Genomic DNA, 26,023 nt, shown 5'->3' on the forward strand with positions numbered 1-26,023 from the left:
TAGCGGGAAGCCGCGCGCGTTGAAAGAGCGGGAATGCGTTAGGGTCGAGATTCAGGCGATATCGGCCAGTAAACGCCGTGCTTCGTCGCAATCGCGCGCGATCTGGGCCGTCAGCTCGTCGAGCGAATCATATTTCTCTTCGGGCCGGATAAAGTGGTGCAGCGCCACTTCGACGGTCTGGCCGTAAAGATCGCCGCTGAAATCGAAGAAGAACGGTTCCAGCAATTCGGTCGGCGGATCGAAGCTGGGCCGCACGCCCAGATTGGCCGCGCCCTTCAACAGCGGGCCATTTGCCAGCGGTCCCGTCAGCACACGGCCCATCACAGCGTAAATGCCGAATTTCGGGCGCAGATAGCGGTCCATCAGCAGGTTCGCGGTGGGAAATCCGATGCTGCGCCCCAGTTTCGCGCCGTGGATCACCTCGCCCCGAATGGCGAAAGGGCGGGTCAGCAGGCGCGCCGCCTCTTGCGGGTCGCCGGCTTCCAGCGCCTTGCGCACGCGGGTGGAGGACACGACCTCGCCCGCATCCTCGACCGGCGCGACGATGCGCGTCGCAATGCCCAGCGCTTCGCAACGGGTGCGCAGCATGGCGGCATCGCCGCGCCGTCCGTGGCCAAAGGTGAAATCATGGCCGGTCACGACACCGCCTGCCGCCAGACGTTCGGCCAGAATCCGGTCGACGAATTTCTCTGCCGAGGTTTCGGCCAGCGCCTTGTCGAACCGGAACACCAGCATCGCGCTGGCGCCCAGAGCGGCGAATAATTCCTCTCTCTGGTCGAGCGAGGTGAGGCGGAAGGGCGGCACGTGCGGCGCGAAATAGCGCACCGGATGCGGATCGAAAGTCGCCACCACCAGCGGTGCGCCGCGCTCTGCGGCAAGGGCGCGGGCCTGCGCGATCACTTGCTGGTGCCCCTGATGCACGCCATCGAAATTGCCCAGCGCGATAATCGCACCGCGCAATTCGGTCGGCATGGGATCAAGGGCGGAGAGGCGAATCATCGAAGGCGCGGTCTAGTCGCGGTCGGGTCGTCCCTCAAGCCGCTCCGGTCAGCCGCGGCGGCGAAGTGTGACGAAGCTGTAGGCCGGACGGCTGCCGTCGGCGGGGTGATCGGTGCGGGCGACTTCCTCCCACTGATCGGCGGGCGGGGCGGGCATGGTGACCTCTCCGTCATAATCGCGGTGGATTTCGGTCATCTCGATCCGGCGGGCCAGCGGCAGGGCCTGTGCGAACACATCTGCGCCGCCGATCACCGCGATGCGGGCCGCATTGGCAAGATGGATCGCGCTGTCGAAATCGGGCGCAACCTCGGCATCCTCGCCGTTCCAGTCGGGATCGCGGGTCAGCACGATATGGCGGCGGCCCGGCAAGACACCCGGAAGCGAATCATAGGTCGCGCGGCCCATGATCATCGGCGTGCCCATGGTCAGCCGTTTGAAATGCGCCAGATCGGCAGGCAGATGCCACGGAAGCCGCCCCTTTGCGCCAATCACGCCATTCTGCGCGCGCGCGAAGACGAGGAAAAGTTCAGGTCCCGTCATCGCGGCGTTCCTTCCATAATCAGACCGTCTTGCCCGTTAGCAGGCGGGTCACGTGGCCCATCTTGCGGCCGGGATTGATTTCCCCCTTGCCGTAAAGATGCAGATGATTGGCGGGGTCCGCCAGCAGGTCGGGCCAGTCATTGGCCTGATCGCCGATCAGATTGTCCATCTGCACTGCAGGCACGATCAGATCGGTCAGCCCCAGCGGCAGGCCGCAGATCGCGCGGATGTGGTTTTCGAACTGGCTGGTGCGCGCCCCTTCGATCGTCCAGTGCCCCGAATTATGGACCCGCGGGGCCATTTCGTTGAACACCGGCCCGTTCGCCGTGGCAAAGAATTCCAGTGTCAGCACGCCGACATAGCCCAGCGCTTCGGCCACCCTGGCCGCCAGTTCGCGGGCGGCGGGGACCTGTGCGGTCACCTCTGCACCGGCAGGCACGACCGAGCGCGAGAGAATGCCCGAGCTGTGGTCGTTCTGCGCGCTGTCCCAGAAGCGGACCTCGCCATCCAGACCGCGCACCAGAATGACCGAGAATTCGGCGGCGAAGTCGACGAAGCCTTCGTAAATCAGGCGGTTGCCCGAAAGCGTCAGGTCCTCTGCATCCCTGGGCGACATGATGCGCCACTGGCCCTTGCCGTCGTAACCGTCGCGGCGGGTCTTCAGGATGCCGGGCGTGCCGATCCGTTCCAGCGCCTCGGTAAATTCGGTCTCGTTCTCGACCGCGCGGAACGGGGCGGGGGTGCCGCCCTGATGTTCCACGAATCGCTTTTCGGCAAGGCGGTCCTGCGCGATTTCCAGCGCGCGGACCGATGCGCGCAAAGGGGTCGCCCCGATGAACGAGAGCGGCGCGACGGGCACATTCTCGAACTCATAGGTGATGACGTCGCAGGCGCCCGCGAATTTCGCCAGCAATTCGCTGTCGCCATAGGGGGCGCAAGTGAAATCGGCAGCGACTTCGGCGGCCACGCTGTCGCGTTCGGGGGCATAGATGTGACAGCGATAGCCCAGCTGCGCCGCCGCCATCGCCAGCATCCGGCCCAGCTGGCCGCCGCCCAATATGCCGATGGTGCTGCCCGGAGAGATTGGATCGGTCGTCATCAGTCTCAGTTGCTGTCCACCGGGCGCTGGGCGACCGCATCGGTTTGCGCCGCGCGATATGCCTTCAGCCGCTCTGCCAGTGCATCGTCATGCGTGGCAAGCACGGCGGCCGCCAATAGCCCCGCATTTTTCGCACCCGCCTCGCCAATGGCCAGCGTGCCCACCGGCACGCCGCCCGGCATCTGGACGATGGAAAGCAGCGAATCCTGCCCCGACAGCGCCTTGGACTGCACCGGCACGCCCAGCACGGGCAGATGCGTCATCGCCGCGATCATGCCAGGCAGATGCGCCGCGCCGCCAGCGCCCGCGATGATCACCTTAAAGCCTTCGTCGGCGGCGCCATGGGCGAATTTCACCATCCGGTCCGGCGTGCGATGGGCCGAAACGATGCGGCAGTCATGCGCCACGCCCAGCGCGTCCAGCGCCTCTGCCGCGTGCTTCATGGTCGGCCAGTCGGACTGGCTGCCCATTACGATGGCGACTTGTGCGCTCATCCCGCGATCAGCCTTCCGACAGATAGGCCCGCTCGCCCGAAGGCTGGCCGTTCACGAAGGGATAGACGATGGGCTGGCCGGTCGGGATTTCCAGATCGGTGATATCCTCGTCCGAAATGCCCGACAGATGCTTGACCAAAGCGCGCAGCGAATTGCCGTGGGCCGATACGATCACCGTTTCGCCATTGGCCAGCATCGGCTGGATCTCTGCCTGATAATACGGCAGCACGCGGGCGATCGTGTCCTTCAGGCTTTCGGTCAGCGGCACGTCGATACCGGCATAGCGCGGATCGTTGCCGGGATCGTACTGGCTGCCCTTTTCGATGGGCGGGGGCGGCACGTCGAAACTGCGACGCCAGATATGCACTTGCTCGTCGCCGTGCTTGGCTGCGGTCTCGGCCTTGTTCAGTCCGGTCAGCCCGCCATAATGGCGTTCGTTCAGCAGCCAGCTTTTCGCCACCGGAACCCACAGGCGGCCCGCATTATACAGCGCCAGATGCAGCGTGCGGATCGCGCGGGTCTGCAGCGAGGTGAAGGCGACCGTCGGCAGAACGCCCTTTTCCAGCATCAGCCTGCCCGCGGCCACGGCCTCGGCCACGCCCTTGTCGGTCAGGTCGACATCCCACCATCCGGTAAAGCGGTTTTCCAGGTTCCACTGCGACTGGCCGTGGCGAACGAGGATCAGCTTTGCTTCGGTCATCGGTTGGATGCTTCCCTGTCTGGCGTGAATTGCATTGGGCAATTGTTGCGTTTGCCAGCCCCTAACCGTCGGGTGGCGGTTTGAAAAGAGCGCGCTATCCCCTGCGCGCGGGTTTCGGCGGTCGGGCGGGGAAAGGGACCGCATATGCGGGCCGTGTTTAAAGGCCGTTCAGGGTTACAAAGGTGACACGGCGTAACCCGGCTGTCACCCTGCCAAACCCCGCAGGAATGCGCGGGTTTTCAGTGGCGGGGCGACACATCGGCGGCGCGGACAAATCGACGGTTTGAAAGAGCCATGACGCATGGCTGCGCCGCGCATGCCAATGCCCGATGGCCGCGATGTAGGACAGGAAAATGTAGCCCTGCCGGTTCCGCTATCCCGCCGACAAGTCCGGCATTATCGCGGGTTGCGGCGGATAGATCACCGCGCGCAGCCCTCCGCCCGCGTTTTCCTGAAACACAAGCCTGCCGCCAAAGCGCTGCATCAGCCGGTGCGCGGTGGGGATGCCAAGGCCGAATCCTGCGACATCGCGGGCGCGCGCATCGTCGATGCGGAAAAACGGGTCGAGGATCAAATGATGCAGATGCGCCGGAATGCCCGGCCCCTTGTCCATCACCGCGATGCGCCAGTTCTGATCGGCGTCGGGTTCGACCGCCACATCCGCGCCTCCGCCGAAATGGACGGCGTTGTCGATCAATGCGGCCAGCGCGATGGCCACCGGCTCGCGATAGGTCGTGACGATCGCCGGATCGCCCGCCGCGATGCGCAGCCGGTCGGCCCACGGTGCGGCGGTATCGGCGACCAGCCGTTGCAGATCGACGCTTTCGGGCACGCTTTCCAAATGTTGCGCGCGCAGGAATCCGCGCAGCGAATCGAGCAGTTCGACCATTTCCCGCGACGATCCGTCGATAATGGCGCGGATATCCTCGTCCTCCACCATGTCGGCGGCCAGCGTCATCCGGCCCAGCGGCGTACGCAGATCGTGGCTGATCGCTTCGAATGCGCGCGCCTGATCGCCGATCAGCCGCCCGATGCGCGATTGCATATCGTTGAATGCGCGGCTGACGCGCTGGACATCGGCGGGGCCCTTGACCTCGAATTCCAGTTGCGCGCCTTCGCCGATCCGCTCGCTGGCATCGGCCAGAACGCGCAGGGGCCTGCCCAGCCCGCGCAGGATCAGCGCCCCCGCCAACAGCGCCGCCAGCGCCAGCAGCGCCGTCATCACTGTGGCGCGCAGCACCACCGGCCAGCCTGCCGAAAAGCCGGCCGACCGGAAATTGAGCCATTCGCCTTCGGACACTTCGATCGCACCGATCAGATGTTCGGTGCGGTTGGCCCCTTGTAACAGGCCCAGATGCAGCGGGCGGCTGGCAAGGTCCGGCTCCCACTTCAGGATCGCTTCGTGGACGGGTTTTAACCGTTCAGGTACTTTTGCAGTCGGTACGATGGGGCTGGGCCCGATTTCGACCGTCAGATGCTCGGTCGTCATGATATTGGCCACGTCCAGCAGGCCGCGATCCTCCAGCCGGTCGGCCACCACCAGCAATTCGGCCACGCGGCGGGCATGATCCTGCCGCACGGTTTCGGTATCGATGGCGTGATAGAACAAAACGCTGGCGACCAGCTGGACCAGACCCAGCGTCAGAAACACCAGAATGGTCACCGGCACCAGGCGGCGCGGCAACAGGCGCAAGCGCCGCGGCAGTCCGTATCTCAACTCTCCCATGCGACCTTGTCTTCGCGCACGCGGATTTTCGCAAGTCCGACGTTACGGGGGAGGTTTCAGGCGCTTGGTTTTTACGCGCTAGTGGCCGGAATGGGGTGGAAAGCTGAATTCGTGAAGGCTAGCGTATGGACGTGGTCAAAGTTTCAGAAAGAAGCCCTTATCAAAGGGGAAAGCGGCTCTTTGGAGCGAGCATGCTTTTCGGCATCACGATCATTTGGGGCATGCCGATTGCAGCCACTATCCTCGGGATCGAGTTCGGTGATATTACGTGGATCGTCTTTCCTCTGTTGGTTATTTGGGTGATTTATTTCGGTGTATCGAGCCTGCTCCTAGCTTGCCCAAAATGTGGCCGCTCGCTCTTTATGCGAGGATACCTTTTGAGCGTCCCTTGGCCCGCCAAAACCTGCGGCAAATGTGGAACCGACTTGACGATCAATCGGTAAGCCAACGTCCACAAACGGTCGCTAGCAGAGACCCCGCTTCCAGCCGATACCCGCCGGAAGCGGCCCTGCAACCTCAATCGATAAACAACAGCGCGGGCGTTTCCAGCAGGCGTTTCAATGCCTGAACGAACATGGCCGCTTCATAGCCGTCGACGATGCGATGGTCGAAGCTGGAGGAGATGTTCATGACCTTCCTCGTCACGATCTCGCCGTTCACGCGGGTCAGCTTTTCGCTGATCTTGTTGGGGCCGACGATCGCGGTTTCGGGCGAATTGATGATCGGCGTGGTGGTGACGCCGCCGACAGGCCCAAGCGAGGTAATGGTGATCGTCGATCCGGTCAGCTCGTCGCGGCTGGCCTTTCCGTCCCGGGTGGCGGCGGACAGGCGGGCGATTTCCTCGGCGCATTTCCAAAGGTCCATGGTTTCCGCGTTTTTCAGCACGGGAACCGCAAGCCCCTTGTCGGTCGCGGTGGCGATGCCGCAATGGATCGGATTATGCTGGCGCAGCACGCCCGCCTGATCATCGTAATGCGCGTTGCAATGCGGGAATTCGGGCAATGCCTTGACCAGTGCGCGCACGAAGAAGGGCAGGATGGTCAGCTTGGGCTGGCCGTCTTGCCGCGCGGCGTTCAGCGCATTGCGGGTGTTCTCCAGCTCGGTAACGTCCACTTCCTCGACATAGGTGATATGCGGGATGCGGCGCCATGCGTCCTCCATGCGCTGCGCGATCTTGCGGCGCAGGCCGATCACCTCGATCTCGTCCACGCCCGCGCGGGCGGCATAGCGGTCGTCGCCGCCTGCCAGATAGCGGTCGATATCTTCGGGCGTGATGCGTCCGTTGCGGCCCGATCCGCGCACGCGTTCCAGATCGATGCCCAGCTTTGCCGCGCGGCGGCGGGTGGCGGGGGCAGCCAAAGGAAATCCGGAAGGCGGGAAGCCCGCCGGCGCGGTGCGTGTCGCAGAGGGGGCAGGCGCGGGCCTGGTCTTTGCGGCGGGCGGCGGTGCCGGTGCCGGTGCGGGTGAAGGTGCCGGTTCGGGCGTGGGGGCCGGAGCGGGCGCCGGTTCGGGCGTCGGCGCCGGTGCCGAAGCGCTGGCATTGCCTTCGCCCTCGACCTCAAGCTCGACCAGAACCGATCCCACGGCGCGCATTTCGCCGACCTTGCCGTGCAGCGCCACGACCTTGCCGCCGACCGGCGTGGTCATGTCGACGGTGGCCTTGTCGGTCATCACGTCGCACAGCGGATCGTCCTCGGCAATCTCGTCACCGATCTTGATATGCCATTCGACGATCTCGGCCTCGGCCACGCCTTCGCCGATGTCGGGCAGGCGGAAGTGATAGATACCCATCAGCGGTACTCCACGGCAGTCTTTAGGGCCTCGGCAAGGCGGATCGGGCCGGGGAAATAATCCCATTCGAACGCATGCGGATAGGGCATGTCATAGCCGCAAACGCGGGCGATGGGGGCGCGCAAATGGTCGAAACAGCGTTCCTGCACCAATGCCGACAATTCCCCGCCGAATCCGCCAAAGCGCGATGCCTCGTGCAGGATGACGCAGCGGCCCGTCTTTTTCACCGAGCGCACGATGGTATCGATGTCGAGCGGGACGATGGAGCGCAGATCGATCAGTTCGGCATCCACGCCGCTGTCCTCGATCCCTGCCTTCGCCACATGGACCATGGTGCCATAGGCCAGCACGGTCGCCTCGCGCCCTTCGCGCAGCACGGCGGCCTGTCCCAGCGGAACCGAGTAATGGTTCAGCGGCACCTCGGCGCTGGGATCGCCCGAATTGGCCCATGTCTTCAGCTCCTCGTCGGGCCGCCCGAAAAAGGGTCCGTTATACAGGCGCTTGGGTTCGAGGAAGACGACCGGATCGTTGCTTTCGATGCTGGCGATCAGCATGCCCTTGGCGTCATAGGGGTTCGACGGGATCACGGTTTTAAGGCCCGTGACATGGGCAAAGATTGCCTCGGGGCTTTGGCTATGCGTCTGCCCGCCGAAAATGCCGCCGCCATAGGGCGTGCGCACGGTGATCGGGGCCCAGAACTCGCCATTGGAACGGTAACGCAGCCGCGCCGCCTCGCTCACCAGCTGATCGTATGCAGGCAGGATATAATCCGCGAACTGGATTTCGGGCACGGGGCGCAGGCCATATGCGCCCATGCCGATGGCGCTGCCGATGATGCCGCCTTCGGTCAGCGGCGCATCGAAACAGCGTTTGAGGCCGTGCTTCGCCTGCAAACCCTCGGTCACGCGGAAGACGCCGCCGAAATAGCCGACATCCTCGCCAAAGATCAGCACGTCTTCGTCGCGGCCCAGCATCACGTCCAGCGCGCTGTTCAGCGCCTGGATCATGTTCATCTTCTTCGACCCGGTTTCGGCAATGCCCGCCTCTACGGCGGCATCGTTCACGGAAGGCTGGTTCTCTACCATCTCAATTCCTCCCGTCCCGGCGTTGATGAAGTTCGGCGCGCTGTTCCTTCAGCCTCCAGTCGAGCTCTTCGAACACATCCTCGAACATCTCGTCGATGGGGGGCTTGGACTGGCCGAGAGTGCCGATGGCTTCGGCCTCCTTGACCGCGATTTTCACCTTTTCCTTCAGCTCGGCTTCCAGCGCGGCGTGCCTGTCATCGTCCCATTCGCCCAGCGCGACCAGATGGTCCCTGAGCCGGTTAACCGGGTCGCCAAGCGGCCAGTGCTTGGCTTCGTCCTTGGGGCGATAGGCGCTGGGATCGTCGGAAGTGGAATGCCCCTCTGCGCGATAGGTATAAAATTCGATCAGGGTCGGCCCGTTATTGGTGCGCGCGCGTTCGGCGGCCCATTGCGTCGCACCCCACACGGCAAGGAAGTCGTTGCCGTCGACCTTGATGCCGGGAAAGCCATAGGCGAGCGCCTTGGCCGCAAAAGGCAGGCGTTCGGGCGCGGCGAAACCGGCAAAGCTGGAAATGGCATATTGGTTGTTGGTCACGCACAGGATCGTCGGCGCGCGATAGGCAGCGGCAAAGGTCATCGCCTCGTGAAAGTCACCCTCGGCCGTGGTGCCGTCACCGACATAGGCAAGGCTGATTTTCGTGTCGTTCTTGTATGCCGACGCCATCGCCCAGCCCACCGCATGGACGAAACGCACGCCCAGATTGCCGCTGATCGAATAGAAATCATAGTCGCGCGCCGAATGCAGGATCGGCAGCTGCTTGCCCGCCAGCGGATCCTCGGCATTGCTGAAGATCTGGTTACACAGCGTCGTCAGCGGATAGTTGCGCGCATGCAGCCACGCCATGGCGCGATAGGTGGGGAAGAACATGTCCCCCTTGTCCAGCGCCATCGACTGCGCGGCGGCGATCGCCTCCTCGCCGGTGGACTTCATGTAAAAGCTGGTCTTGCCCTGTCGGTGCGCGCGGAACAGGCGGTCGTCGAAGGCGCGCGTCAGCATCATCGCGCGCAGCCCCTTGATCAGCGTGTCGGCACCCAGCTCGGGATCCCACGGCCCCACGGCCCGCGCATCGTCGTCCAGCACGCGGATCAGCTCATATGGCAGATCGCGCATATTGCTTTCGTGTTCGGCAATGTCGGGGCGCCGCACCGCACCCGCCTTGCCGCGGTTCACGTGCCGGAAATCGATTTCCTCACCCGGACGCGACGGCGGTTCGGGGATGTGGAGTTCGAGCTTGGGGAGATTCGTCCCCTTAAGATCGGAATGGGCCAAATTATCCTCTCTCAGCATTTTTGCTCATCTTCGTGCCCGAAAAGGCAGGAGAATGAAATTTTATGACTGAGCAATTATATTACCACAATCCTGCAGCCGGTTCAATCGCGGCGGTCAGCGCCGGGTATTATGGTGGGCGGGCATTATAGAAGATAGCGCATCAACGCCGCTGCGGTTCCGCAGGGGGTGGGCACTCAGCCGCGCGGGCGCAGTTCGAAACGCGCGCCGCGCGTGGTGGGGGCCAGCCGCAATTCCATCCCGTGGCGTTCGGCAATGGCGCGCGCCAGCGCAAGGCCCAGCCCCGCGCCTTTCTGATCGCTTGACGCGTTTTCGCCGCGGCCAAAGCGTTCGAAGATCGTTTCGCGGAATTGCGGGGGCACGCCCGGCCCGTCATCGGCCACCGCGATCAGCGGCGCGCCATCGGGCCTGCGCATAACGATTAGCCGCACCCGCCCGCCCGACGGCACATATTTGAACGCATTGTCGAGCAGATTGGTGATCAGGCGCGAGATCTGGATCTCGTCCCCCTGCATCGTCACGCCTGCCTCGGCCTCCAGCCGGAAATCATGGCCGGTATCCTCGGCGCTGGCGGTATAAAGGTCGGCGATATTTTCGGCCAGCGCGCTCAGATCAATTTCGGCCAGCCCCTGCCAGTCGCCGCGCTGCGCCTCGCTATGCGCGATGTCCAATAAGGATTCGAGCGTGGCGACCACTTGCCTGATTTCGCTGCGTGCCGCGACCAGCCGCTCGGTCGTTTCGGCATCGGGGTCGCGCGCCTGTTCCTGTGCCTGAATCGCGCGGATCAGCCGGTTGTCCAGATGCATCAGCGGGGTGCGCATTTCATGGGCGATCTGGTCGGTGGTGTCGCGCTGTGACCGCGCCAGCCGTTGCAAACGCTGCAACGCCTCGCCCGAATGGCGGGTCAGTTCCCCGATTTCGTCCGTGTCGCGCTGTCCGCTGGACAATGCAGCCAGCTTGCGCGGTTCGGGATCGCGAAAGGCCGCATTGATCAGCTTGACCCGGTCGGCCAGGCGGCGCGCGGTGATATAGCCCATGACTCCCACCGCCATCACCACGAACAGGCCTCCGGCGACGAAAGACAGGCCGATCTGGTTCAACTGGATGATGGTCCACCCCGTTTCACGCGCGGCGAGCAGGCGCATGCCGCCCGGAAAATTCACCGCGCGGGCAAAGGCGGGTCTGCCGCCGGACAGGATGATCGTGCCCGCTTGTGTCTGTTCGTCCGCGAACTGCGGCCATTGGGCCAGATCGCCTGCCAGCCGGTGCCCGTCGATATCCAGCAGCAGGAAATGGCTGCCCGTGCCCGCGGGCCGGTCGACATCGGCGCTTTCCTCGATATGGGCGATCAGCTCGCCCCGACCGCGTGCGGCCAGAATATCGGACATGTGGCGGATATCGGCGTCGACATTCCACTGCACCGTGGCGTCGGACATCTGTTCGAACTTGCTGGTGACCAGCCAGCCCAGCACCAACACCACCGCGATCGAAACCGCGATCGCCCATGCGACCAGCCGCGTGAAGATCGAATCGAGCAGTGATACCCGTTGCAAGCGCGCCCCCGTAAAGGACGGCCGCGATTCAACGACCGTCGAGCAGACGGTAGCCGGTCCCCCAGATGGTTTCCAGCGCGGGCGAGGCGAAACCGTCCTCCAGCTTGCGGCGCAGGCGGCCGATATTCACATCGACGACATTGGTCTGCGGGTCGAAACCCATCTTCCACACATCGCGCAGCAGCATTTCGCGCGTGACCACATCGCCCGCATTCTCGATCATATAGCGGAAGAGTTCGAATTCCTTGGGACTGAGCGATAAATGCTTGCCCGAACGGAATGCCGTGCGTGCCTTGACGTGGCATTCGAATGCGCCGTGGATGATCACCGCGCTATGCGCCTGCCCCGAAGCGCGGCGATGCAGCGCGCGCAGGCGGGCCAGCAATTCGGGTGCCTCGAACGGCTTGGCCAGATAATCGTCGGCGCCCGCGTCCAGCCCTTCGGCGCGGTCGATGGTGCGGCCCAGCGCCGACAGCATCAGCACCGGCGTGCCCACGCCGCTGTCGCGCAATTGCTTGACCACGGTCAGCCCGTCGAAATCGGGCAGCATGCGATCGAGGATGATGACGTCGAAATTGCCGACGCCCGCCTGCTTCAACCCTTCCGATCCGGTCGAGGCCCAGGTCACGCGGTCGCCGCTGGCCTTCATCAGCTCCTGAAGATCGGACGCGGTGCGGCTGTCATCCTCGATATGCAAAATTTCGAGGCCGGTCTGGGCCATCCGTATCGTTCCTTCCCAAGACGGCGGGCCGAAAGCCACGCCGGCGCGCAAGATTGATTAAATCAGGACTAATAATCCGCCAGCACCATAACCGATCCTGCTCGCTCGCAATCGCACAAACCCCGACAGAAATTTAACACGGGCCGTCATACAGATGGCAGTCCCGTAATGGGGCATGGTTAACGCGCCGCTGGACCCGAAACACAGTAACTGCAAATGCGAGCGTTTTGCAACAAGCTATTGCGCAAGCCATCGCGCAAGCACGGCTTCCAGCCGCACCAGCATTGCCGGATCACGCGCATCGGGTGCGGTTATGACCGCATGGTCCAGCGCCGTATCGACGGGTGAGGGGGCGCGATTCGCGGGCAGGGCGGCAATAAAACGTTCCACCGTGCGCCGTGCCAGATCGCCATTGGCCTGCATTTGCGCGACGATATCCGACATTTCGACGGCCTCGTCCTCGCTGCGCCAGCAATCGTAATCGGTGACCATGCCGACCAGCGCATAGGGCAGCTCCGCCTCGCGGGCGAGGCGCGCTTCGGGTATGGCGGTCATGCCGATCACATCGGCGCCCCACTGGCGGTAAAGCCGGCTTTCGGCGCGGGTGGAAAATTGCGGCCCCTCCATCGCGAGATAGGTGCCGCCGCGCGCCACCGTGCCGCCCGCTGCCTCCACCGCATCCGCCGCCATGGCGGACAGGCGCGGACAGACCGGATCGGCCATCGAGACATGGGCGGTCAGCCCGCTGCCGAAAAAGCTCGATTCGCGGGCGAAGGTTCGGTCGATGAACTGGTCCACCGCGACGAAATGGCCGGGCGGCAGATGTTCCTGCAGCGATCCGATGGCGGATATCGCCAGAATATCGGTGCAGCCCGAACGTTTCAGCGCGTCAATATTGGCGCGGGCGTTGATGTCGGATGGCGGGATGCGGTGGCCGCGACCGTGGCGGGGCAGGAAACGCAGCTTCACATTGCCGATGCGCCCGAACAAAATCTCGTCCGACGGCTTGCCGAACGGGCTGCTGACGGGCAGCCATTCGGCGTCTTCCAAGGCGTCGAGCCGGTAGAGACCCGACCCGCCGATTACCCCGATGGTCCATTCGCTATCCATGCCGCGCTTCATAGGACCGGCGGGGCGGGCTGGACAAGCGGCGCATTTCCCGCTTGGAGCGCGGGTGATGAGCCGATGGGACGCCATACTAACCGACAGGCTGGCCGCGCTGGACGAACGCGGGCAGCGCCGCGTGCTGCGCGCGGCGGCCTTGCGGCCCGATGGCAGGCTGCTGCGCGACGGGCGGCTGGCCCTCGATTTTTCGAGCAATGACTATCTCGGTCTGGCGCTGCATCCCCTGCTGGCGCAGCGCGCGGCGGAGTTTGCGGCGTGCTATGGTGCGGGCGCGGGTGCGTCGCGGCTGGTGACCGGCACGTTTGACGCGCATCTGGCACTGGAAGCGCGCATCGCCGCGCTGAAAGGCACCGAAAGCGCGCTGCTGCTGGCCAGCGGGTGGCAGGCGAATGCCGCGCTGGTGCCTGCCCTGGTCAGGGCGATGCCCGGCGCGGCGGTATTCACCGACCGGCTGGTCCATGCCAGCATCCACCACGGCTGCGCGGCAGCGGGGGTGCGGCAAAAACGATTCCGCCACAATGATCTGGCTCATTTAAACGAATTGCTGACTGCCCATGCCGCCGCGCCCGCGCGCATCATCCTGACCGAAAGCGTGTTCTCCATGGATGGCGACTGCGCCGATGTGGCGGGGCTGGGCGCGCTGGCGGACCGTCACGACGCATTGCTGGTGGTGGACGAGGCGCATGCGACCGGCGTGCTTGGGCCAAACGGGGCGGGGCTGTCGCACGGGGTCGCGGGAGTCGATATCGCCATGGGCACGTTCAGCAAGGCGCTGGGCGGGTTCGGCGGCTATCTCGCCTGTTCGGCGGCCATGCGCGACTGGCTGGTCAATGCGGCGGGGGGCTTCGTATTCTCCACCGCCGTGCCGCCCGCCGTGCTGGGCGCCGGTGATGCCGCGCTCGACCTGTTGCCGCAGATGGGGGCAGAGCGGGCGAATCTGGCGGCTTTGGGCGAGCAATTGCGCGCCGGACTGGCCGGATTGGGCATCGATACCGGCGGATCGACCACGCAGATCGTGCCTGCCATCATCGGAGCGGAAGAGGACGCGCTGCGCCTGTCCTCCTTGCTGGAGGAGCGCGGCATGATTGCCGCCGCGATCCGTCCGCCGACCGTGCCGCCGGGCACCAGCCGCCTGCGCATCGCCCTGCGCGCCAGCCATTCCGAAGACGACATCGCCCGATTGCTGGCCGCGCTCGGGGAAGCGCGGTGAAGATAATCTTCGTGCATGGCTGGGGTTTCGGTCCCTCGATTTGGGATGCGGTGATCGCACATTTGCCCGACGTGGATTCGGTGCGGGCGGATCGCGGATACTTCGGGGCGCCCGACTGGCCGGCTATCGACGGGCCGTGCATCGCCGTGACGCATAGTTTCGGGGCGATGGCCCTGCTGGACGATGCGCCGCAGGGCTGTCGCGGCCTGCTGGCGATCAACGGGTTCGACCGTTTTACCGCGGCGGACGGACATGCAGGGGTCCATCCGCGCGTGATCGACCGCATGATCGCGCGGCTGGAGAGCGATCCGGCTGCCGTTTTGCGCGACTTCCATGCGCGGCTGGGCAGTGCGGTTCCGGCGGGGACGCCCGATGCGGCGCGATTGCGCGAAGATTTGCTCGCCATGCGCGACAGCGACCGGCGAGAGGCCAGCGCGGCATGGCGCGCGCCGCTGCTGGCACTGGACGGGGCGGACGATCCGCTGCTGTTTCCCGACATGCGCGCGGCGCAGTTCGCGGCAGCGCCCTATGTGGAACGCGCCACGGTTGCGGGCGGCCATGTGCTGCCGCTGACCCATCCGGAAATCTGCGCCGCATGGATCGAACGGCTGCGGGTGGCGGCATGATGGCGCGCCGCGACGCCATCGCCCGCGCATTCGGCGCGGCGCAGGATTACGACCGCCATGCCGCCATCCAGCGCCGCGCTGCCGGGGCGCTGGCCGACCGTATCGCCGCACTGGACCTGCCATCGCCCGCCCTGCTGGAATTCGGCTGCGGCACGGGATTTCTGACACAGGCGATGCAGGCGCGCGGGATTGGCGGGCACTGGACCGTCAGCGATCTGGCACCGCCCATGGTCGAGCGATGCCGCCAGCGTGTGAGCGGCCCCCATCTAACCTTTGCGGTTCTGGATATAGAGCGCGACGAACCGCCAGCGGCTGGCGACTATGATCTGATTACCGCCAGCCTTGCGGCGCAATGGTTCGACGATCTGGATGCGGCGGTGGCGCGGTTGCTGCGCTGGGTCAGGCCGGGCGGCCATGTGCTGTTCAACACGCTGGCATCGGGCACGTTCCGCGAATGGCGCGATGCGCTGGCCAAGGCGGGGGCAGGGGCAGGCACGCCCGTATATCCGTCCGTGGAGCAGATCGCCGCGATCCATCGGCAGGCGCAGGTCGCCCCGCCCGTTGCCGGGCTGCTGCACGACCGCCATGATGATGCGCGCGGCTTCCTGGCCTCGGTCAAAGCGATCGGCGCGGGCGTGCCGGCGCGGGGCCATCGTCCGGTCGGCCCCGCCGCCATGCGCGCCGCCATGCGCCATTTCGAGGATGCCGGATCGACCGCGACCTATGAAATCGTCACCTGCCATTTTCGCCGCCCGTTGAAAGACAGCCGCCCATTGAAAGACAGCCGCCCGTTGAAAGACATTGGCCTATGACCCGTCCCATCGTCATCGCCGGAACCGATACCGATGTCGGCAAGACCGTCTTTGCCGCCGCGCTGGCGGGGGCGCTTGGCGCGCATTACTGGAAACCGGTGCAGGCCGGCTTCGACCCGTTCGAGGGGAAGATGGAAGGCGATGCCGACCGCGCCGCGCGGCTGGGCGGCATTCCCGCGGATCGGGTGCTGCCCGAAATCCACCGGCTGAACACGCCCTGTTCACCGCATCTGGCGGCAGAGATCGACGGGGTGACGATCGACCCCGCCACGCTGGCGATTCCCGAAGTCGATGGCCCGCTGGTGATCGAAATGGCAGGCGGGCTGATGGTGCCATTGACGCGCGATACCACTTTCCTTGACGTGATCGCCCGCTGGCAGGTCCCCGTGGTGCTGGTCGCGCGCACCGCGCTGGGCACGATCAACCATAGCCTGCTGTCGATCAGCGCGCTGCGCCAGCGCGGCATACCGCTGACCGGCGTGGCCTTTATGGGCGAAGCGAATGCGGACAGCGAACGCACGATCTGCGAGATGGGGCAGGTCAGGCGGCTGGGCAGGCTCGACCCGCTCGACCCGCTGAATGCCGATACGCTGGCCGCTGCCTTTGCCGCATCGTTCGACCCGCAGGATTTCGCATGAGCCCGATCTGGCACCCCTTTACCCAGCACGGATTGAACGAGCCGATCCCCCTGATCGAGCGGGCCGGGGGCGCGTTGCTTTACGGCGAGGACGGGCGGCAGATCATCGATGCCATATCGTCGTGGTGGGTGACGACGCATGGCCATTGCCACCCCCCGATCATGCAGGCGATCGCGGAGCAGGCCGGCAAGCTCGACCAGCTGATCTTTGCAGGATTCACCCACCGGCCCGCAGAGGATGTGGCCGCCGGTCTGCGCGCGATCATGCCCGACTGCCTGACCCGCGTGTTTTTTTCCGATTCGGGGTCCACCAGCGTGGAGGTCGCGCTGAAAATGGCGCTGGGCTTCTGGGCGCATCAGGGCGAAAGCCGCAGCCGCATCGTGGTGATGGAACACAGCTATCACGGCGATACCATCGGCGCGATGAGCGTGGGCGAACGCGGCGTGTTCAACCAGCCATACGATCCGCTGCTGTTCGATGTGACCAGCATCCCCTTTCCCGCAGCCGATCCGCAGCCGACACTGGATGCGCTGGAGGCCGCCTGCCGCGACGGGGCGGCGGCTCTGATCGTGGAGCCACTGGTGCTGGGCGCGGGTGGCATGAAGTTCTATGCGCCCGCCGTGCTGGCCGAAATGAGCGCCATCTGCGCGCGGCACGGCACCTTGTTCATCGCGGACGAGGTGATGACCGGTTGGGGCCGCACCGGCACGCTGCTGGCCTGCGCGCAGGCGGACATAGCCCCCGACATACTCTGCCTGTCGAAAGGGCTGACCGGCGGGGCGATCCCGCTGGCCGTCACCATGGCGAGCGAGCCGGTTTACGCCGCGCATCTGTCGACCGACCGGGCGAAGATGTTCTTCCATTCGTCCAGCTATACCGCCAACCCCATCGCCTGTGCCGCTGCCAATGCCAATCTGGCGATATGGCGCGACGAGCCTGTGCTGGAGCGGGTGAAACGGCTGGAAACGCGCCTGTCCGAACGCGTTGACGCGCTGGCGGGCAAGCGGGCGATCCGCAATGCGCGGGTCCATGGCGGTATCGCGGCGTTCGAACTGGGGGAAGGCGACGGCTATCTGTCGGGCGACGTGCCCGCGATGATGCGCCATTGCCTGGACCGCGGCGTGCTGCTGCGCCCGCTGGGCAGCACGATTTACGCGATGCCGCCCTATTGCATTACCGAAGAGCAGCTGGACGCGGTGTTCGATGCCATCGCCACGATCTGAATTCTGCACTGTCCCACAAATGGACGTCCGCCGCCGGTAAGGGGTTCTAACCCCGAAGGACAGTTGGTCCGACTCCGCCATGAATCCTAGAACACCGGCGCGCAGGTCGGGGCATCGACTGACCTTGCGCATGATCCATGACCGGGGGGTTTGAATGCGCGTACTTGTAACGGGATCGGACGGCTATATCGGCGCGATCCTCGGGCCCGATCTGATGAAGCGCGGCTTCGACGTGGTCGGTTGCGACACCGGTTTTTACGCGGCGGGCTGGCTGTATCCCTCGCCCGATCCGGTGCCGATGGCGATCCGCAAGGATATCCGCGCCATCACGGCAGAGGATCTGAAGGGATTCGACGCGGTGGTCCATCTGGCCGAATTGTCGAACGACCCGCTGGGCCAGCACGATCCGCACATCACCTACAAGATCAACCATGAAGGCACGCTCAGCCTTGCGCGCGCGGCGCGGGCGGCGGGTATCCGGCGCTTCGTCTATACCTCGTCCTGTTCGGTCTATGGCGCGGCCAATGCCGATTACGAATTCGTGGACGAAACGACGCCGCCCAATCCGCAAACCGCCTATGCCGAATGCAAGGTCAGGGTAGAGCAGGATCTGGGCGCGATGGCGGGCGAGAATTTCGCCCCCTGTTTCCTGCGCAATGCGACCGCCTATGGCGCAAGCCCGCGCATGCGGTTCGACATCGTGCTCAATAATCTGTGCGGCCATGCGATGACATCGGGCGAAATCGTGCTGACCAGCGATGGCACGCCGTGGCGTCCGCTGGTGCATGTGAAGGATATTTGCCAGGCCATCCGCCTGTCGCTGATGGCGCCCGAGGATGATATCCGCGGCCAGATCTTCAACGTGGGCGATACCGATTCCAACTATCGCATCATCGATGTGGCGACGATCGTTTCGGAAACCTTCCCCGGCTGCAAGCTGACCGTGGGGAAAAGCGATGGCGACAATCGCAGCTACAAGGTCGGCTTTTCCAAGATCAAACAGGTGCTGCCCGGGTTCCAGTGCGAATGGACCCCCGAACGCGGCGCGCGCCAGTTGCGCACATTGTTCGAAGCGATCCATCTGACGGCAGAGGATTTCAATTCGCCGCCCTATACGCGGCTGAAGATCCTGTTGCAGAACAAGGAAAAGAGGCTCCTCGATTCAGAGCTTTGCTGGACCTTGCCGGTCGTCTGACCGGACCCCGCATCCATTGCTGCGCCGCCAGTCGATCGTGCGGCGCAGCGCCTCGTCCAACGGAGTGCGCGCGTGCCAGCCGGTATCGCGCGCGATTTTTGAAACGTCGCCCGCGATCAGCGGAGCCTCGCCCGCGCGGTCGGGCAGGGCGCCGATGGCGACCAGATCGGGCCGCCCCATGATCGCGCCGATCCGCGTGACCAGATCGCGCAGCATCATCGCATCGCCTGATCCCACATTATAGGCACCCGTGACCCCCGCATCGGCCAGCGCCAGTAAGCCGCCCGCCACATCGTCGATAAAGGCAAAGTCGCGCCGGATCGTGCCGCTGGCGGTTTCGGCGGTTTCGCCCCGCAGCAGGCTGTCGATCACCGAAGGGACCAGCCGCGCCGCCCCCTCGTTCGGGCCAAAGAGATAGAAGATGCGCGCCCATGCCAGCGACACGCCCCGATCCGCACAAAGGGCGGCGGCCCCGTCATGCAATTCCGCCTTGGCCCTGCCGTAAAGCGAGGCGGGGGCGACAGGGGTGACGCCCTCCACACAAGGCGCGTCGGAAAGCGCATATTCGGCGCAGCTTCCGCAAGCGGTGATATGCCGCCCGCCTGCCTGCGCGAACGCATCGAACAGCATCAGCCCCGCATCGCGCCAGTCGATATTGTCGGGCGCGTCCCACATGCCGCCGGGGCGGCTGCGCGCCCATGCGGCGTGGATCAGCGCGGCGGGACGGTGCCGCGCCATCAGTGCTGCGACCTCATCGCGGTTCAGCAGGTCGACACTCTCCCAGATCTCGCCATCGCCTTCATCGGTTGGCCGCTTGCCCAATGCCACGAAGCGTCGCCCGTCCGCCCGCAAGGCGCGCACCACCGCGCTGCCGACGAAACCGCTCGCACCGGTGACCAGAAAAAGCGTGTCTTCATGCATTCGGATTACCTCGCCAAAGAGCACGCGGCTAACCCGCATGACCCGCCGCCACAGCTTGCATGCAATCGCCGTATTTGAGAAAATTCAACCGGATATTGGGGGGCACCAATGAAAGTAGTTATCCTCGCAGGCGGTCTGGGTACGCGGTTGAGCGAAGAGACTTCGGTTCGTCCGAAGCCGATGGTCGAAGTCGGCGGCAAGCCGATCCTGTGGCACATCATGCGCCACTATGCGCATTTCGGCCATAAGGAGTTCATCGTCTGTTGCGGCTACAAGGGTGAGGTGATCAAGGAATATTTCCTCAATTACCGCTCGATCAGCAGTGATTTCTCCATCAACCTCGGCAGCGGGCAGATCGATTTCCACTCGCCCTCGGACGAGGACTGGAAGGTGACGCTGGTCGATACCGGCGCGGATTCGATGACCGGCGGGCGCGTGCGCCGCGTGCGCGACATCGTGGGGAACGAACCCTTCTGCCTGACCTATGGCGATGGCCTGTCCAATGTGCCCGTCGACCAGCTGGTCGCGTTCCACAAGGCGCAGGGCAAATGGGCGACCGTGACCGCCGTGCTGCAACCCGGCCGCTTTGGCGCACTGGGGATGAGCGAGGACGGCGCCAAGGTTACCGGATTCCGCGAAAAGGGCATGCATGACGGCGGGCATATCAATGGCGGCTTCTACGTTTGCCAGCCCGAAGTGTTCGATCTGATCGAAGGCGACAGCACGATCTGGGAACGTGGCCCGATGGAACGTCTGGTCGAACTGAACCAGCTCACCGCGTTCCGGCATGACGATTTCTGGCAATGCATGGATACGCTGCGCGACAAGACCGTGCTGGAGGAAATGTGGGCCCAGCCCGATTGCCCGTGGCGGCAGGTTTATGCAGGCAAGCCTGCGGTGGCGGAAACCATCGCCTTTCCCGGCATGGCGTTGGCCGGCTGACGCGCGAAGATCGCTTCGCCCGTATCAGTCGAACCGGGCGAAGGGATTGCCGCAGACCTGCGCAATCGACACATATTCGATCGGATCGGTGGGCGTTGCGCGCTGGAAAAAATTCGATCCCATTACGAAATTGGTGGTCACGCGGCGGACAAATGTCTCGTAAGGGCCCTGACCGCCAAGGATTTCATCCAGCCCCGCAAACCCCGATAATTGTTGCATATACATCAGCGGCCTGACCTTGCTCAGATCCTCGTCCGCGTTCATGTAATCGCTGGCAAAGGCCTCTGCCGCTCCGGGCGCGATGGGCTCGCCAGACAGATAATGGCGAACCAGCCTTGCGTAAAAGCTCTCGACCTCGGCCGACAGCACAATCGCACCGCCGCCTGCCAGAACCGCCGCGCCCGCCGTGCCGCCCAGAATAGCGTTGCGGCGCGTGAATTTCGGCATGAATTTCATCATGGTCCTACCCCGCCAGATATTCCGCCGAACGCAGCGACAGCGCCGCTGCGGTTAGCGTGGGATTGACGCTTCCGCTCGTCGGAAAAACCGACGTGCCGACCACCACCAGATTGCGCACCGCGTGGCTGACCAGATGGTCGTCGACCACCGAATTTTCGGCACTGGTGCCCATCCGGCAAGTGCCCTGCACATGACCCAGTGTCGGGCAGATCTTGGGATCGCGGATGTCCTCTATCGGCAGCGGGCTCAGTATGTCTGGCAACCGGCTCATCGCGTGGGCCAGCGTGTTGTGTGCATAATCGGACCAATGGCCGAATTTCACCGCCGGCGTATCGCCGCCATCGTCGAAGACGCCGTTTTCATAATACATGTGATCCTCGACATAGAGGTCCAGCGGCAGACAATCGCGCCAGCGCCCCGGCGGATCGAGCCGTAGCCCGTGGTCGAAGCCGTTCTTGAAGATCAGCAAACTTGAACCGCGATCCTTGGTGCGTCCTTCCTCGATCAGGGAAAGATTCATCGCCGTCGCCGCTGTGCCGCCATCGTAATGCTGCAATCCGTCGAGATTAACCTCGACATTGACGAGCATTTTTTCGCCCAGATAGCGGCCCACCCCATGTCCGCCGATTCCCGAACGCAGCATGATGAACGGCGACCACAGCGCATTCGCACCCAGCACGCACAAGTTGCAGGATGCCTTGTAGTCCCGGGCCCCGTGCCGGAATTGCACCGATTTGACGACCCCGTCTGCCGTTTCCAGCATTTGCACTTCGCTGTCGATGCAGATGGAAACGGAGGGGTGCGACAGCACTCCTTCGAACCCGTTGAGTGCATTGAATTTCGCATCCACGGGGCAAAGATTGCAGCGCGATACAGAACAACAGCGATTGCGCCGCGATTCATCGGTGGTGCGCGAAAGCTTTGCCGTGGGCATGGCGTAATGCAGATGGTCGTCCCGCTTGCGCATCAGTTCGTCAACCGACGACAGATGATGCGGCGGCTGCGGATAGGGGGCCGTGCCGGGGAAATGCGGCTCCAGCTCGTCCGAACCGGCGATCAGCATGAAATTTTCGGCTTGCTGGTAGAACGGGACCAGATCGTCGTAACCGACCGGCCAGTCGACGCTGGTGCCCGTCAGGCTATGGATGCGGAAATCGTCGGGATGCAGCCGCGGGGTCAGCGCCCACCAGCAATTGCTGCTGCCGCCCAGACCGATCGTAAAGGCCCATTCCTTGTGAAATTCGCCGATATTGCGATAGGTGCTGTGGTTATCGACCGGCGCGTTCAGTGAATTGTCGATCTGCCACTGATGGGTGTTATGCCCGCCCTTTTCGACGATCAGCACGCGTTGGCCGGTCTTCGCCTCCAGAAATTTCTGGAGGAAGAAAAGCGAGCCCATGCCCGATCCGACGGCGACGACATCCCATGTTTGCGCAGCCGCCTGTTCTGCGCCGATAAAGTTCATGTTCGATCCCCCCACCGGATCTGTCGTTCGAATTCACTCCTGTCTGTTGCCACCCGTTCGCGGGCATTTCCGTTGCCCGCCCTTTATTCGATGCCTGTTGCCGGTCAGCCCGCCGGCGCGGGACTGTCCTGTCGTTCGCTTTTCTGCCGCTCCGCGACCTCGGACGAAAAGACGAGGATGCCGTCCTCGGGCTTGTCGCCAATGTCATAGGGCGCGATCACATCGTCGGCCAAAGCCGCCTCGTCGCTCATCCGGCGGAAGTCGCGCAGGGCAGTGCCGGTGGAGCCATTGTCCACGTTCAGCGCGCCCAGCCCTTGCGCCACATGGTCGCCGTCGACGATGCGGAAATCGATGCTGAACCGCGTCATCCCCGTCACATTGTCCGATGTCGCATGCAGCTGGTTGGCCGAAAAGATCACCGCACCGCCCACCGGCAGCGTTACCTGCACCGCGGCAGGATGGTCGAGCGGGGCGAAGGGTTGCGGAATGCCGCGCTTGTCCTCGCCCTGCTTGTGCTCGGCCGCTTTCAACCGGCCGCGCGCGTTCCATGCATAGATGTTGAAATCGTCAGAGCTGTTCTCGACCCCCGTTTCGACATAATGCGGATAGAATTCCATCGAGCATTCGCGGCTCATCGCAAAGACAGGCAGCCAGAACTGGATCTGCTGCATCGGGGCGGACCACCATGTGTCGCGATGCGGCGGCTGTTTGTGCCCCACGCCCGATGTGAGATAGCCGTCGCTCGACACCACCCGCATGCGCGGCACATCGAGGAAGGTGCGCGCGGGATCGAACCCCAGCTCTTCCAGATATTGCTTTTGCAGCGCGCGGGTCTGCGGATCGTGGATGAAACGCGGTTTGACCGCCGCCGCGCGCGCGACGAAATCGTCGACCGACAAATGGTGCTGCGCCGTGCGCGGATCGTGCGGGGCGAATGCCTCTTCCACCATGCGCTGCGCATGTTCGCACAGCGCGATGCTGGCAGGCGTGGGCGGCAACAGGTTCAGCTGGCCGCGATAGATCGCCTTTTCCTCATCCTCGATAGAGCCGGGCAGGCCGACCGTCACGGCGATCGAATGCCTGTCATTCGGGCGTTCGCCCGTGCGGCCTGCCGGGTGCGACATGGTCATAGCAAGATCCCTTCCTGCCGGACCGGAACGGCGGGCTTTGGCAAGTAATTCACCTCTGTCAAAGCGCGCAGGAAAACGCCGATCGTCGATTTGAAGCAACGCGGCTTGTCGCGGCAGCGCCAGCTATGGCCAAGCAGGCTGATCCCGTTAGCGATCCGCGTCTGCGTCGCGCCGATGCGCTGGCCCTGATTGTCGATCCCGCCATAGACCATCATCTTGTCGGGAATATTGTCATAGCTTCTGACCAGCGCGGCCAGTTCGTCCTGCGGACCCATTTTTTCCTTGGCGAAATCCTTGTAAATTCCGCCGGTCGCGTGCGGACGCGTATGCAGCATCGAGATTTCGTCGATGATCGCGGATCTAAATGCCGGATCGGGCATGGTCACTGTCCAGATCCGGTCCATGCCCCAACCGGTTTTCACCTTGGACAGGGTGGGCATGAAGCTTTTGAGATAATCGGTGCGGATGGCGGTTGCCATGCATTCGACGAAGTTCGAAAAACGCAGCTTCGTCCCCTTGCATTGCAGCAGGATCGCATAGCAGAAATAGCTGTCCGGATGCAGCGACGGCTGGGCCAGTAGCAGATCGTGCTCTTTGCAAATCTCGAAATAGCGGTTGAGGTCGGATTTGGTGAAGACCAGATCGTCGTCCATGAACGCGATATAGCGATAGCGGTCCATGACGTCGGGATTGGCGGCGAGATAGCGATAGATGCTGTCCCACTTTGTCCCCTTGTCGATCGAGATTGGGAGATCGCCGTCGGCCCCGATATCGGGGTCGTCGATCCACTGGCTGACGATCAGGTCCCAGTTGCGGTCCCCCGGCCCTTCCAGCCAGCCATGATGGAGCGAGGTTTTGCCCCCGCGCACGAAAACGAGATTCTCTCTCGTGCTATTCACGTCAGCCCCCCGTAACTATGGCTGCCAACGACGGCTGCCCCCGCTCGCCGCGATTGCAGCCGATCCAGCGCCTTTTGCGCGGCATTCTCGCCACTTTTGAAGGCCTGGTCGGTCCAGATGTAACCCCAGTCGCCGAACCGACCGCAAAAGGCGACGCCGATCTCGTCCAGATAGTCGTGGATCAGCTTTACCGCGGCGGGGCGGTCATGGTCGAAGATGATATTGGCATAGGGCGCGACGATGGTGCTGGTATGGTTCACCTGGTCGCGCCCGTCGATCAGCCCCGCCTTGAGCAGCCCGTCGATCACTGGTTCGATATAGGCATCGGCAGGCTTGGTGCGGGGTTTCCATTTCTGGCTGAAATAGACCTCTGCCTGCAGCGCGCTGCAGCCCTTGGGCGCAACATTGGGCGAGAAGTTCGACGGATAGGACAGCCGCGCAAAGCAGATGTCCTCGTCATAGAAATAGGTCCAGTGCGCGTCCTTGATGAACGGCTTGGTGACGCCGATGTTGACCAGCACCACTTCGGTGCAGGCGAGCTTTGCCGCGGCGGCCTTCACATCGTCGGGCGCGCCCTTGATCATCGGGATCAGGCTGGGCAGCGCGACCGACGACACCACCGCGTCATAGGGCGCCACCCGCCCGTCGCGCATCGTCAGCGTGCGGGCGACCGGATCGATTTCGGTGATTTCCGAATTCACCTGCAGGTTCGCACGGTCGCGGAAACCGTTGAGATAGGACACGAATCCGCCATGCGTGGGATAGCGGAAATGGTCGACATAATGCACGTCGGGCGATTGTTCGTTCAGCGCGCCGACCAGCATCTGTTCGAGGCTGGGGCGATAAAGCCGCGGGCCGAGCCAGTCGGTCGTCAGGTTCTTCGCCTCGGTCGAATGGTATTTCTTGGTATATTCCATCGGAAAGGTCCGCGCGAACGTCTCTCCGAAGGCGGCGAGCAGCCAGTCCTCGTAATTCCCGATCTTCGCTTCCTCGACCGGCGTTTTCGACGCCTCTACGAAGTCGCGGATGCATTTCATGATCAGATCGGTCGGCAGACCGTGCAGATTGGTCTGCGCCGGATGCTTGATGAAATGACCCTGCCAGAAATTATCGACATAGGCGCGCAGCCGTTCGAACGTGCCGCCGATGGAATCGGCGAACAGTTCCTGCAGGCGCTTGTCCTCTGTGAAAGAGATATGCGGACCTTCGTCGAACAGATAGCCGTCGACATAGGCATGGGTGGAGGTATGCCCGCCATGCACGGGGCGCTTTTCGTAGATTGTCGCGTTCACTGCCTCGCCCGACAGGGCGTGCGAGGCGCCGAAACCGGCGAAACCCGATCCGATGATGGCGATATTGGGCTTGCTTGCCACGTTAGTTGC

26 protein-coding genes are annotated in these 26,023 nt (G+C 63.8%); 8 read left to right on the forward strand and 18 right to left on the reverse strand.

What is annotated here, in order from left to right:
* Positions 1–51: 51 nt before the first annotated feature.
* From LOZ77_RS14225 to LOZ77_RS14250, 6 genes are all read right to left on the reverse strand, one after another.
* Positions 52–999 carry a bifunctional riboflavin kinase/FAD synthetase gene (locus tag LOZ77_RS14225; RefSeq protein WP_230279653.1) on the reverse strand — a complete coding sequence of 316 codons (948 nt, stop codon included), beginning with the start codon at positions 997–999 and terminating at the stop codon, positions 52–54.
* A 48-nt stretch (positions 1,000–1,047) separates the two neighbouring features.
* Positions 1,048–1,539 (reverse strand): dihydrofolate reductase, encoded by a 492-nt coding sequence (locus tag LOZ77_RS14230; RefSeq protein ID WP_230279654.1) that lies wholly within the window; start codon positions 1,537–1,539, stop codon positions 1,048–1,050.
* A gap of 19 nt (positions 1,540–1,558) precedes the next feature.
* On the reverse strand, positions 1,559–2,638 hold the full coding sequence (locus tag LOZ77_RS14235; protein ID WP_230279655.1) for a 5-(carboxyamino)imidazole ribonucleotide synthase: 1,080 nt from the start codon (positions 2,636–2,638) through the stop codon (positions 1,559–1,561).
* 5 nt (positions 2,639–2,643) lie between these two features.
* A complete protein-coding gene (purE, locus tag LOZ77_RS14240) occupies positions 2,644–3,132 on the reverse strand; it encodes a 5-(carboxyamino)imidazole ribonucleotide mutase (protein ID WP_230279656.1) in 489 nt (162 codons plus the stop codon).
* Positions 3,133–3,139: 7 nt separating this feature from the next.
* Positions 3,140–3,832: a 2,3-diphosphoglycerate-dependent phosphoglycerate mutase gene (gpmA, locus tag LOZ77_RS14245; protein WP_230279657.1), complete on the reverse strand. Its 693-nt coding sequence runs from the start codon at positions 3,830–3,832 to the stop codon at positions 3,140–3,142.
* A 373-nt stretch (positions 3,833–4,205) separates the two neighbouring features.
* The gene (locus tag LOZ77_RS14250) at positions 4,206–5,558 is read right to left on the reverse strand and encodes a HAMP domain-containing sensor histidine kinase (RefSeq protein ID WP_230279658.1); all 1,353 of its coding nucleotides are present in this window, start codon (positions 5,556–5,558) and stop codon (positions 4,206–4,208) included.
* A 125-nt stretch (positions 5,559–5,683) separates the two neighbouring features.
* Here LOZ77_RS14250 and LOZ77_RS14255 point away from each other — a divergent pair, with 125 nt between their 5' ends.
* Positions 5,684–6,001, forward strand: a complete 318-nt coding sequence (locus tag LOZ77_RS14255; protein WP_230279659.1) for a hypothetical protein — start codon at positions 5,684–5,686, stop codon at positions 5,999–6,001.
* 73 nt (positions 6,002–6,074) lie between these two features.
* Here LOZ77_RS14255 and LOZ77_RS14260 read toward each other — a convergent pair whose 3' ends face one another.
* The 6 genes from LOZ77_RS14260 to mtnP all read right to left on the reverse strand — a co-directional run bounded on the left by LOZ77_RS14260 (position 6,075) and on the right by mtnP (position 13,106).
* Positions 6,075–7,349, reverse strand: coding sequence for a dihydrolipoamide acetyltransferase family protein (locus LOZ77_RS14260; RefSeq protein WP_230279660.1), 1,275 nt, complete (start codon positions 7,347–7,349; stop codon positions 6,075–6,077).
* Positions 7,349–8,362: an alpha-ketoacid dehydrogenase subunit beta gene (locus tag LOZ77_RS14265; protein ID WP_230281885.1), complete on the reverse strand. Its 1,014-nt coding sequence runs from the start codon at positions 8,360–8,362 to the stop codon at positions 7,349–7,351. Before LOZ77_RS14265 ends, LOZ77_RS14260 begins: the two co-directional genes overlap by 1 nt.
* Positions 8,363–8,435: 73 nt before the next feature.
* A complete protein-coding gene (locus LOZ77_RS14270; protein WP_370638017.1) occupies positions 8,436–9,722 on the reverse strand; it encodes a thiamine pyrophosphate-dependent enzyme in 1,287 nt (428 codons plus the stop codon).
* 176 nt (positions 9,723–9,898) lie between these two features.
* Positions 9,899–11,275 (reverse strand): sensor histidine kinase KdpD, encoded by a 1,377-nt coding sequence (locus LOZ77_RS14275; protein WP_230279662.1) that lies wholly within the window; start codon positions 11,273–11,275, stop codon positions 9,899–9,901.
* A 28-nt stretch (positions 11,276–11,303) separates the two neighbouring features.
* Positions 11,304–11,996, reverse strand: a complete 693-nt coding sequence (locus LOZ77_RS14280; protein WP_230279663.1) for a response regulator transcription factor — start codon at positions 11,994–11,996, stop codon at positions 11,304–11,306.
* Between the two features lie 237 nt (positions 11,997–12,233).
* Positions 12,234–13,106, reverse strand: a complete 873-nt coding sequence (mtnP, locus tag LOZ77_RS14285; protein ID WP_230279664.1) for an S-methyl-5'-thioadenosine phosphorylase — start codon at positions 13,104–13,106, stop codon at positions 12,234–12,236.
* 67 nt (positions 13,107–13,173) lie between these two features.
* Between mtnP and LOZ77_RS14290 the strand changes: the two genes are divergently transcribed.
* The 6 genes from LOZ77_RS14290 to LOZ77_RS14315 all read left to right on the forward strand — a co-directional run bounded on the left by LOZ77_RS14290 (position 13,174) and on the right by LOZ77_RS14315 (position 18,825).
* On the forward strand, positions 13,174–14,331 hold the full coding sequence (locus tag LOZ77_RS14290) for an 8-amino-7-oxononanoate synthase (RefSeq protein ID WP_230279665.1): 1,158 nt from the start codon (positions 13,174–13,176) through the stop codon (positions 14,329–14,331).
* The gene (locus LOZ77_RS14295) at positions 14,328–14,957 is read left to right on the forward strand and encodes an alpha/beta fold hydrolase (RefSeq protein WP_230279666.1); all 630 of its coding nucleotides are present in this window, start codon (positions 14,328–14,330) and stop codon (positions 14,955–14,957) included. The genes LOZ77_RS14290 and LOZ77_RS14295 overlap by 4 nt, the downstream gene beginning before the upstream one ends.
* Positions 14,927–15,769, forward strand: a complete 843-nt coding sequence (locus LOZ77_RS14300; protein WP_230279667.1) for a methyltransferase domain-containing protein — start codon at positions 14,927–14,929, stop codon at positions 15,767–15,769. The genes LOZ77_RS14295 and LOZ77_RS14300 overlap by 31 nt, the downstream gene beginning before the upstream one ends.
* Positions 15,766–16,407 (forward strand): dethiobiotin synthase, encoded by a 642-nt coding sequence (gene bioD, locus LOZ77_RS14305; protein WP_230279668.1) that lies wholly within the window; start codon positions 15,766–15,768, stop codon positions 16,405–16,407. Before LOZ77_RS14300 ends, bioD begins: the two co-directional genes overlap by 4 nt.
* On the forward strand, positions 16,404–17,630 hold the full coding sequence (locus tag LOZ77_RS14310) for an adenosylmethionine--8-amino-7-oxononanoate transaminase (RefSeq protein ID WP_230279669.1): 1,227 nt from the start codon (positions 16,404–16,406) through the stop codon (positions 17,628–17,630). Before bioD ends, LOZ77_RS14310 begins: the two co-directional genes overlap by 4 nt.
* A gap of 154 nt (positions 17,631–17,784) precedes the next feature.
* Entirely contained in the window at positions 17,785–18,825 is a 1,041-nt protein-coding gene (locus LOZ77_RS14315; protein ID WP_230279670.1) for an NAD(P)-dependent oxidoreductase, read from the forward strand.
* On the opposite strand, the gene LOZ77_RS14320 is transcribed toward LOZ77_RS14315, so the two are convergent.
* Positions 18,793–19,746: an NAD(P)-dependent oxidoreductase gene (locus LOZ77_RS14320; protein ID WP_230279671.1), complete on the reverse strand. Its 954-nt coding sequence runs from the start codon at positions 19,744–19,746 to the stop codon at positions 18,793–18,795. The two genes, LOZ77_RS14315 and LOZ77_RS14320, sit on opposite strands and share 33 nt — an antisense overlap.
* Positions 19,747–19,854: 108 nt before the next feature.
* Between LOZ77_RS14320 and rfbF the strand changes: the two genes are divergently transcribed.
* Positions 19,855–20,688, forward strand: coding sequence for a glucose-1-phosphate cytidylyltransferase (gene rfbF / locus LOZ77_RS14325; RefSeq protein WP_230279672.1), 834 nt, complete (start codon positions 19,855–19,857; stop codon positions 20,686–20,688).
* A 24-nt stretch (positions 20,689–20,712) separates the two neighbouring features.
* Here rfbF and LOZ77_RS14330 read toward each other — a convergent pair whose 3' ends face one another.
* The 5 genes from LOZ77_RS14330 to LOZ77_RS14350 form a co-directional block, all read right to left on the reverse strand.
* Complete coding sequence (locus tag LOZ77_RS14330) at positions 20,713–21,147, reverse strand: hypothetical protein (RefSeq protein ID WP_230279673.1); 435 nt, start codon at positions 21,145–21,147, stop codon at positions 20,713–20,715.
* 4 nt (positions 21,148–21,151) lie between these two features.
* Positions 21,152–22,612: a GMC oxidoreductase gene (locus tag LOZ77_RS14335; protein ID WP_230279674.1), complete on the reverse strand. Its 1,461-nt coding sequence runs from the start codon at positions 22,610–22,612 to the stop codon at positions 21,152–21,154.
* Between the two features lie 104 nt (positions 22,613–22,716).
* A complete protein-coding gene (locus LOZ77_RS14340) occupies positions 22,717–23,742 on the reverse strand; it encodes a hypothetical protein (RefSeq protein WP_230279675.1) in 1,026 nt (341 codons plus the stop codon).
* Positions 23,739–24,641, reverse strand: coding sequence for a DUF707 domain-containing protein (locus LOZ77_RS14345; RefSeq protein WP_230279676.1), 903 nt, complete (start codon positions 24,639–24,641; stop codon positions 23,739–23,741). Before LOZ77_RS14345 ends, LOZ77_RS14340 begins: the two co-directional genes overlap by 4 nt.
* A complete protein-coding gene (locus tag LOZ77_RS14350) occupies positions 24,638–26,014 on the reverse strand; it encodes an NAD(P)/FAD-dependent oxidoreductase (RefSeq protein ID WP_230279677.1) in 1,377 nt (458 codons plus the stop codon). Before LOZ77_RS14350 ends, LOZ77_RS14345 begins: the two co-directional genes overlap by 4 nt.
* Positions 26,015–26,023: the final 9 nt, after the last annotated feature.

It is taken from the genome of Croceicoccus sp. Ery15 (assembly GCF_020985305.1).
GTDB lineage: Bacteria > Pseudomonadota > Alphaproteobacteria > Sphingomonadales > Sphingomonadaceae > Croceicoccus.

Coding starts and splice junctions, on each gene's coding strand:
- LOZ77_RS14340 (WP_230279675.1), bottom strand. CDS start 23,742: ATGACCATGTCGCACCCGGCAGGCCGCACGGGCGAACGCCCGAATGAC.
- LOZ77_RS14330 (WP_230279673.1), bottom strand. CDS start 21,147: ATGATGAAATTCATGCCGAAATTCACGCGCCGCAACGCTATTCTGGGC.
- purE (WP_230279656.1), bottom strand. CDS start 3,132: ATGAGCGCACAAGTCGCCATCGTAATGGGCAGCCAGTCCGACTGGCCG.
- LOZ77_RS14280 (WP_230279663.1), bottom strand. CDS start 11,996: ATGGCCCAGACCGGCCTCGAAATTTTGCATATCGAGGATGACAGCCGC.
- LOZ77_RS14225 (WP_230279653.1), bottom strand. CDS start 999: ATGATTCGCCTCTCCGCCCTTGATCCCATGCCGACCGAATTGCGCGGT.
- LOZ77_RS14290 (WP_230279665.1), top strand. CDS start 13,174: ATGAGCCGATGGGACGCCATACTAACCGACAGGCTGGCCGCGCTGGAC.
- LOZ77_RS14300 (WP_230279667.1), top strand. CDS start 14,927: ATGGATCGAACGGCTGCGGGTGGCGGCATGATGGCGCGCCGCGACGCC.
- LOZ77_RS14335 (WP_230279674.1), bottom strand. CDS start 22,612: ATGAACTTTATCGGCGCAGAACAGGCGGCTGCGCAAACATGGGATGTC.
- LOZ77_RS14310 (WP_230279669.1), top strand. CDS start 16,404: ATGAGCCCGATCTGGCACCCCTTTACCCAGCACGGATTGAACGAGCCG.
- rfbF (WP_230279672.1), top strand. CDS start 19,855: ATGAAAGTAGTTATCCTCGCAGGCGGTCTGGGTACGCGGTTGAGCGAA.
- LOZ77_RS14270 (WP_370638017.1), bottom strand. CDS start 9,722: ATGCTGAGAGAGGATAATTTGGCCCATTCCGATCTTAAGGGGACGAAT.
- LOZ77_RS14315 (WP_230279670.1), top strand. CDS start 17,785: ATGCGCGTACTTGTAACGGGATCGGACGGCTATATCGGCGCGATCCTC.
- LOZ77_RS14255 (WP_230279659.1), top strand. CDS start 5,684: ATGGACGTGGTCAAAGTTTCAGAAAGAAGCCCTTATCAAAGGGGAAAG.
- LOZ77_RS14320 (WP_230279671.1), bottom strand. CDS start 19,746: ATGCATGAAGACACGCTTTTTCTGGTCACCGGTGCGAGCGGTTTCGTC.
- LOZ77_RS14250 (WP_230279658.1), bottom strand. CDS start 5,558: ATGGGAGAGTTGAGATACGGACTGCCGCGGCGCTTGCGCCTGTTGCCG.
- mtnP (WP_230279664.1), bottom strand. CDS start 13,106: ATGGATAGCGAATGGACCATCGGGGTAATCGGCGGGTCGGGTCTCTAC.
- LOZ77_RS14260 (WP_230279660.1), bottom strand. CDS start 7,349: ATGGGTATCTATCACTTCCGCCTGCCCGACATCGGCGAAGGCGTGGCC.
- gpmA (WP_230279657.1), bottom strand. CDS start 3,832: ATGACCGAAGCAAAGCTGATCCTCGTTCGCCACGGCCAGTCGCAGTGG.
- LOZ77_RS14230 (WP_230279654.1), bottom strand. CDS start 1,539: ATGACGGGACCTGAACTTTTCCTCGTCTTCGCGCGCGCGCAGAATGGC.
- LOZ77_RS14265 (WP_230281885.1), bottom strand. CDS start 8,362: ATGAACATGATCCAGGCGCTGAACAGCGCGCTGGACGTGATGCTGGGC.
- bioD (WP_230279668.1), top strand. CDS start 15,766: ATGACCCGTCCCATCGTCATCGCCGGAACCGATACCGATGTCGGCAAG.
- LOZ77_RS14235 (WP_230279655.1), bottom strand. CDS start 2,638: ATGACGACCGATCCAATCTCTCCGGGCAGCACCATCGGCATATTGGGC.